The sequence below is a fragment of the Streptomyces sp. N35 genome, assembly GCF_016464295.1.
Classification (GTDB): domain Bacteria; phylum Actinomycetota; class Actinomycetes; order Streptomycetales; family Streptomycetaceae; genus Streptomyces.
The window spans coordinates 1-5,912 of sequence record NZ_JAEIMH010000038.1 but is presented as its reverse complement, the minus strand read 5'-3'; the positions used below and the strand labels follow the sequence as shown (position 1 = coordinate 5,912).

The window sequence follows — 5,912 nt, the reverse complement described above, 5'->3', positions numbered from 1 at the left end:
GCGCCCCGCCGAGGTGCCCCCCCCGCCCTCCTCCCCCACCGGGGCGGGGGCGGCCGTACCCGCCGAGGCCGGGCCGCCCGACGGCCGCCGGGTTCTGGTGACCGGCGCCGGGATGCTCGGCGTCACCGCCGTGGCGATGGCGGTGGAGGCCGGCGCCGAGGTGGTCGCGTCGGACCCGGACCCGAAGCGCCGGGCGCAGGCCTTGCGCTTCGGGGCTCATGAAACAGCCGCGACGGCGGCGGATGTCGACGTCGCTCTCGAGCTCTCCGGCCACCCCGACGCCGTACGCACCTGCCTGGGCTCCCTGGCCGTCGGCGGCACCGCGGTCCTCGCCGGCTCCGTCTTCCCCGGTCCCGCCGTCCCCCTCGACCCCGAGCGCCTGGTCCGCGGAGTGCACAAGGTCACCGGGGTCCACAACTACCGCCCCGCCGACCTCCAGCGAGCCGTGGACTTCCTCGCCGCCCACCACGCGGCGTACCCCTTCGCCGAACTGGTCCACGGCGACTACGACTTGGGCACCCTCGACGCCGCGTTCGCGGGAGCCCACGGAGCGGGAGCGCCGCGGCAGGCGGGGCGGCCCCACCGGGCCGCCGCCCCCGGGAGCTGATCTTCCGTTCTGCGACCGGGCGTCGTCCACCGGTCACCGCACGTCCATCCGGGCCGCCGAGGATCCTCGGCGACTCAACTCTGCCCCCACATAGGAGGAGTACGTGCTCATCGTCCGCAACAGACGCAGCCGCCGCACCGCAGCGGTCGCCCTCACGGCCACGGCTCTGCTCGCCGGCACGATCCAGCTCGCCGCCGGCGCCGCCGGCGCCGCCCCGGCCGCCATCAAGGACAAGGTCCTCGTGATCGGCCTCGACGGTGCCAACCTCGACCGCATCAAGGCCGCGAACGCCCCCAACCTCAAGCGCCTGATGGCCGAAGGACTGACCGCGAGCAGCACCCTTTACAGCTCGCCGATGGCCGCCACGTCCTCCGGCCCCGGCTGGTCGACCATCGCCACCGGAGTCTGGCCCGACAAGCACGGCGTGAAGGACAACTCCTTCGCGGGCAAGCAGTTCGGCACGTACCCCGACTTCCTGACCCGCGCCGAGAAGGCGAACCCCTCCCTCAACACCTACGCGGCCGCCGACTGGGAACCCATCGCCTCATCGGACGCGGGCGGCCCCGTCTTCTCGCCCACCGTCGACAAGCGCCTCGGCCTCAAGGGCGACGCCAACGGGTACGGCGTCGAGGACCCGAAGATCGCCGCGGGTGCCGCCGACGAGCTGAGGAACGGCAACCCGGACGCCGCCTTCGTCTACTTCGGCGAGATCGACATCGCCGGCCACAACTCCGGTCCCGGCAGCCAGGCGTACCTCGACGCGATCGCCCGCAGCGACCGGCACATCGGCACGGTCCTCAATGCCGTGACCTCGCGCGCCACCTATGCCCAGGAGAACTGGAAGATCCTGGTCAGCACCGACCACGGTCACAAGGACGGCGGCGGCCACGGCGGCTCCGACATCAAGGAGCGCGGCACCTTCGTCATCGCCAAGGGCGCGGGCATCGCGGCGGGTTCGGTCCGTCATGACGTACGCCTCGTCGATGTCGCCGCGACCGCCCTCGAGCAGGTCGGCGTCTCCACCGCGGGCCTCGACGGCGTACCGCTGGACGCCCCCGACAACGACGCCTTCGACACCGTACGGGGATCTCTGGCGGCCCGTACGGACGAGACCGGCATCCCGGCCGGAGTGAAGGGCTACACGCACACCCCGCCCAGCGGCTGGTCCGTGGACAACTCGGCGATGGGCACCGGCGGCGTCACCGAGTGGCGGGGCTGGTCCTTCACCACCGACGAGTTCTGGACGCAGGCGCAGCGCGACCAGTGGCGCGAGCTGAACGTCCGCGGCCGCGATGTCTTCGCGGTCGCCGACTCCGACGAATGGGACGACAAGACCAACAGCGGAAAGTTCGACTCGACGCTCGTCAGCCCCAAGTGGCAGGTGCAGGGCGGCACCACGCGCACCCTGCGCTTCCAGACCCACTACCGGCACGAGGCGGGCCAGACGGCCCAGGTCCTCGTCTCGTACGGGGGCGGGGCGGCGCAGCAGGTGAAGTCCTTCACGGCCGACGCGACGGCCCAGGCGCAGAGCCTTCAGCTCCAGGTGCCCGCGGGCGTCTCGGACGTCCAGGTCCGTTTCCGGTACGCGGGAACGAACAACTGGTTCTGGGCCGTGGACAACGTGACGCTCGGCTGACGTCCATGAGCTGGGACGGGACGGGCCGCACCGGGCCCGTCCCGTTAGGCTGACGGTGTCCGGACAGTCGAAAACCGGCCGAGAAGCGGAGATCAGTCCCGTGGCAGAGCGCAAGCCGATCGAATCCTGGCTCACCGACATGGACGGGGTCCTCATCCACGAGGGCGTGCCGATCCCGGGTGCCGATGCCTTCCTCAAGCGCCTGCGCGAGTCCGGAAAGCCGTTCCTGGTCCTGACGAACAACTCGATCTACACGGCCCGTGATCTGCACGCCCGGCTCAAGCGCATGGGCCTGGACATCCCCGTCGAGAACATCTGGACCTCGGCGCTCGCGACCGCCAAGTTCCTCGACGACCAGCGGCCCAACGGCACCGCGTACGTGATCGGTGAGGCCGGTCTCACCACGGCGCTGCACGACATCGGCTACGTCCTGACCGACGCGGACCCGGACTACGTGGTGCTCGGCGAGACGCGTACGTACTCCTTCGAAGCCATGACGAAGGCCGTCCGTCTGATCAACAACGGTGCCCGCTTCATCTGCACCAACCCGGACGAGACCGGGCCCTCCCTCGAAGGCCCGCTCCCGGCGACGGGCGCGGTGGCGGCGCTGATCACGAAGGCCACCGGCAAGGAGCCGTACTTCGCGGGCAAGCCCAACCCGCTGATGATGCGGACGGGTCTGAACGCGATCGGGGCGCACTCCGAGACCAGCGCGATGATCGGCGACCGGATGGACACGGACGTCCTCGCGGGCCTCGAGGCCGGGATGATCACGTACCTGGTCCTCACGGGCCTCACGACCCCGGAAGAGGTCGAGAAGTACCCGTTCCGGCCGTCGCACATCGTGGACTCGATCGCGGATCTGGTGGATCTGGTCTGAGCGCCGGCGGGCCGGGCGCGCCACCCATACGGCCCACACCCGCATGCACCCCGGACCTGCGCGCGCGACGCTCGACGCAGGAGGTCCACCATGCCCTCACCCCGGGTCCGGCTCACTCTGTGCGCCACCGTCGCCGCTCTCGCGCTCACCACACCTGCTCACGCAGCCGACGGCACCGTCAAAGTCAGTCCCAGTACCGTCACGCCGGGCGGCCAGGTCGAGCTGAGCGTCACGGGGTGTGACGGCACGACCGGGGCGGCCAAATCGCAGGTGTTCGTCGCCGACGGAGCCCTCACCGGGCGTGACGGCGCCGGCTACGCGATGAGCGGCGAGGCGATGATCCGGTCGACGGCGACCCCCGGCACCTACGACGTCTCCGTCACCTGCGACGGCGAGGACGGCAAGGCCAAGGGCACCGTCACCGTCGTCAGCCAGGCCACGCCGAGCCCCACCGCCCCGATCCGCGCGGGCGGCGGCGGTACGGCCTCCCTCAGCGCCGAGGAGCCGAGCACGGGCCCGGGCTGGCGGCACGCCCTGATCGGGCTGCTGCTCGCGGGCGCCGCGGGCCTCGCCGTCGCCGGGCGCCTCGTGCGCCGGCGACGGGGCGGCGCATAGCCCCGTGGCGCAGATGCGTTCTTCCGGGAGCGGGCGGCTGCTCACGGGCATCGCCTGGGCCGTCCTGCTCGTGGGTCTGTGGCTGTGGGGCCGTGAGATCGCCGGTGTGCCCGACGGCTCGTCCACCACGAACGGCGATGTCGCCGCCGTCGGCCGTCCGCTGCTCGCCGCCGAACTCCCGCCCGCGATCAAGCCGTTGCCCGAGGCGGGCCCGCACCGCGTGGACATCCCGTCGATAGGGGTCCAGGCTCCCGTGATCAAACGCGGCCTCGACAGCGAGGGCGCGATCGCACCGCCGCCGTACGACCAGGCCGGTGTCGTCGGCTGGTACGGGGGCGGGGTGAAGCCGGGCGCGAAGGGTACGGCGCTGTTCGTCGGGCATGTGGACACCGAGTCGCGGCCCGCCGTGTTCTACAACCTCAGCACCCTCAAGCCCGGCGAGAAGGTGCGCGTGACCAGGGCGGACGGCACGATCGCCGAGTTCACCGTCGAGGAGGTCGCGGTCTACGACCGGTCCGGGTTCGACCCGCACAAGGCGTACGGGGTGCGCCATGACGACCGTGCCGAACTGCGGCTCATCACCTGCGGCGGCACCTTCGACCGGGCGACGAAGACGTACTCGTCGAATGTCGTGGTCTCCGCGTTCCTGACGGGCAAGGGGCCCTGACCGATCAGGTCAGAGCCCCCCCGCAAGGTCACGCCACGGCACAGGTCAGCTCACCGGCACGGCCCCCGCGGGCGCCGCCGCCCGGCTGAACGCGCGCAGTCCGAGCGCACCGAAGACCACCCCGAACACCGCCCAGAGCAGGGCGTGCGAGGCGATCGACAGGACGCGGAAGTCCCACAACAGCGTTGCCGCCACGGGGACTTCGTCCGGGTTCCCGGGCAGCGCGAACAGGACCGCGAGCACCGCGACTCCCGTCGCGGCCGCCGCGACCTGCCGTACCGGAACGCTCCGGCCCGCGAGCCGTACGTACACCTGCCAGACCAGGAACATGCCGAGCACGCCGATGACGACGGCGGCCAGCCACAGGCCCTGGCGGTCGGCCACGGTGGACGAGTCGCCCACGCCCGGCGGGTTGGCCGGGTAGCGCAGGGCCGGCAGGAGAGAGATCGCGAGGAAGGCCGCACCCGAGAACAGCAGCGCGCGCGGCCAGGGGGAGGCGTCCGGATCGCGGCGGTGCACGAGGGCGTAGGCGATCGCGAAGAGGACACCGAGGGCCAGACCGAACACCACCGAGGTGACGACCAGACCGAAGTGCTGCGTGGAGCGTGTGAAGAGCTCCTCGTGATGCTGGACCGCGGCGGCGCCCGCTTCGGCGTGCTCATGGGAGCGCGCCTCCTCGAGACGTATCGCACGGTCCATCAGGGGTTCGGCGAGCAGCAGGGAGAAGAGGCCGGCCGCGAGGCCCGCCGCTCCTCCCGCCGCGAGCCCGCGCCCGAGCAGAGGAAGTACAGGAGTCGACATGTCCGCGAGGGCCCCGATCAGTGGCAGGGGGCGCCGAAGAGGTGCCGTCCGTCGTGTGCGAACTCGTGCAGATAGTCGCCGGTCGCCGAGATCAGCGTGCCGTTGTCGAAGAACACCGCGTACAGGGCGATGATCGCCACGATCGCGGCGGCCGAGGCGATCAGCCAGTCACGGGTCCTGGTGGTCGCGTCCTGGGCAGCCGTCGTGCTCGGGTGCTGTGCCGAGTGCAGTGACATCCGGGTGGGTCTCCTTCCGGGGTTTCCACGCCCCAAGGCAGGAGGACGACGGGTCAGTTCCTGACTTCCGTGTACGCATGCTCCGGGCGGAGCTCGTACGCGGTCACAGTGGCGGGACCGTCCCGGGTTCTCACCGGGTTCCTGTCAACCGTCGCCTCGATGTATGGACTTGTCGTCCGGAGAGTCCCAACTCGGGGGGATGGCTGTCAACCGCGCATCCCTCCGTCACCCTCGCGCCGCGCGGTCCCGCGCGCACCCGACCCGGCCGGTGGCCCGCTCCCCCCGGAGCCGCCGGCCGGGCCGGTCCTCGACCGTGCGCGCTCGGGCTGCGGGAGAAACCCGGCGCCGGCACGGGAGGTTCGGGAAGACCAGTCGCTGAAGTCGTCACAAGCGGAGGCAGCCGCTCCGTGACAGGGCGCGGCTGTGGCGGCCGCCCGGATCCGGGGACTCCGGCACAGGGGGGCCGTCCA

At 71.7% G+C, this 5,912-nt stretch carries 7 protein-coding genes and 1 riboswitch; of the genes, 5 read left to right on the top strand and 2 right to left on the bottom strand.

What is annotated here, in order from left to right; genetic code table 11:
• The 5 genes from JAO81_RS21335 to JAO81_RS21315 all read left to right on the top strand — a co-directional run.
• The coding region (locus JAO81_RS21335) for a zinc-binding dehydrogenase (protein ID WP_199549506.1) at window positions 1-607 on the top strand (607 nt) is incomplete at its 5' end.
• A gap of 103 nt (window positions 608-710) precedes the next feature.
• On the top strand, window positions 711-2,243 hold the full coding sequence (locus JAO81_RS21330; RefSeq protein WP_307813533.1) for an alkaline phosphatase family protein: 1,533 nt from the start codon (window positions 711-713) through the stop codon (window positions 2,241-2,243).
• Window positions 2,244-2,343: 100 nt separating this feature from the next.
• Complete coding sequence (locus JAO81_RS21325; RefSeq protein ID WP_165334754.1) at window positions 2,344-3,123, top strand: HAD-IIA family hydrolase; 780 nt, start codon at window positions 2,344-2,346, stop codon at window positions 3,121-3,123.
• Between the two features lie 90 nt (window positions 3,124-3,213).
• Window positions 3,214-3,738: a hypothetical protein gene (locus JAO81_RS21320; RefSeq protein WP_199549505.1), complete on the top strand. Its 525-nt coding sequence runs from the start codon at window positions 3,214-3,216 to the stop codon at window positions 3,736-3,738.
• Window positions 3,739-3,751: 13 nt separating this feature from the next.
• Window positions 3,752-4,405, top strand: a complete 654-nt coding sequence (locus JAO81_RS21315; protein ID WP_199549504.1) for a class F sortase — start codon at window positions 3,752-3,754, stop codon at window positions 4,403-4,405.
• 45 nt (window positions 4,406-4,450) lie between these two features.
• Here the strand turns inward: JAO81_RS21315 and JAO81_RS21310 are convergent, their stop codons facing one another.
• Together JAO81_RS21310 and JAO81_RS21305 are read right to left on the bottom strand one after the other, a co-directional pair.
• Entirely contained in the window at window positions 4,451-5,206 is a 756-nt protein-coding gene (locus JAO81_RS21310) for a CbtA family protein (RefSeq protein ID WP_199549503.1), read from the bottom strand.
• Window positions 5,207-5,223: 17 nt separating this feature from the next.
• Window positions 5,224-5,442 carry a CbtB-domain containing protein gene (locus JAO81_RS21305; RefSeq protein WP_199549502.1) on the bottom strand — a complete coding sequence of 73 codons (219 nt, stop codon included), beginning with the start codon at window positions 5,440-5,442 and terminating at the stop codon, window positions 5,224-5,226.
• Window positions 5,443-5,475: 33 nt separating this feature from the next.
• Window positions 5,476-5,630, bottom strand: a riboswitch (cobalamin riboswitch).
• Window positions 5,631-5,912 lie beyond the last annotated feature (282 nt).

What these genes read in the sequence shown, in the direction of transcription:
- JAO81_RS21305 (WP_199549502.1), bottom strand. Translation starts at nt 5,442, where the DNA reads ATGTCACTGCACTCGGCACAGCACCCGAGCACGACGGCTGCCCAGGAC.
- JAO81_RS21315 (WP_199549504.1), top strand. Translation starts at nt 3,752, where the DNA reads ATGCGTTCTTCCGGGAGCGGGCGGCTGCTCACGGGCATCGCCTGGGCC.
- JAO81_RS21310 (WP_199549503.1), bottom strand. Translation starts at nt 5,206, where the DNA reads ATGTCGACTCCTGTACTTCCTCTGCTCGGGCGCGGGCTCGCGGCGGGA.
- JAO81_RS21320 (WP_199549505.1), top strand. Translation starts at nt 3,214, where the DNA reads ATGCCCTCACCCCGGGTCCGGCTCACTCTGTGCGCCACCGTCGCCGCT.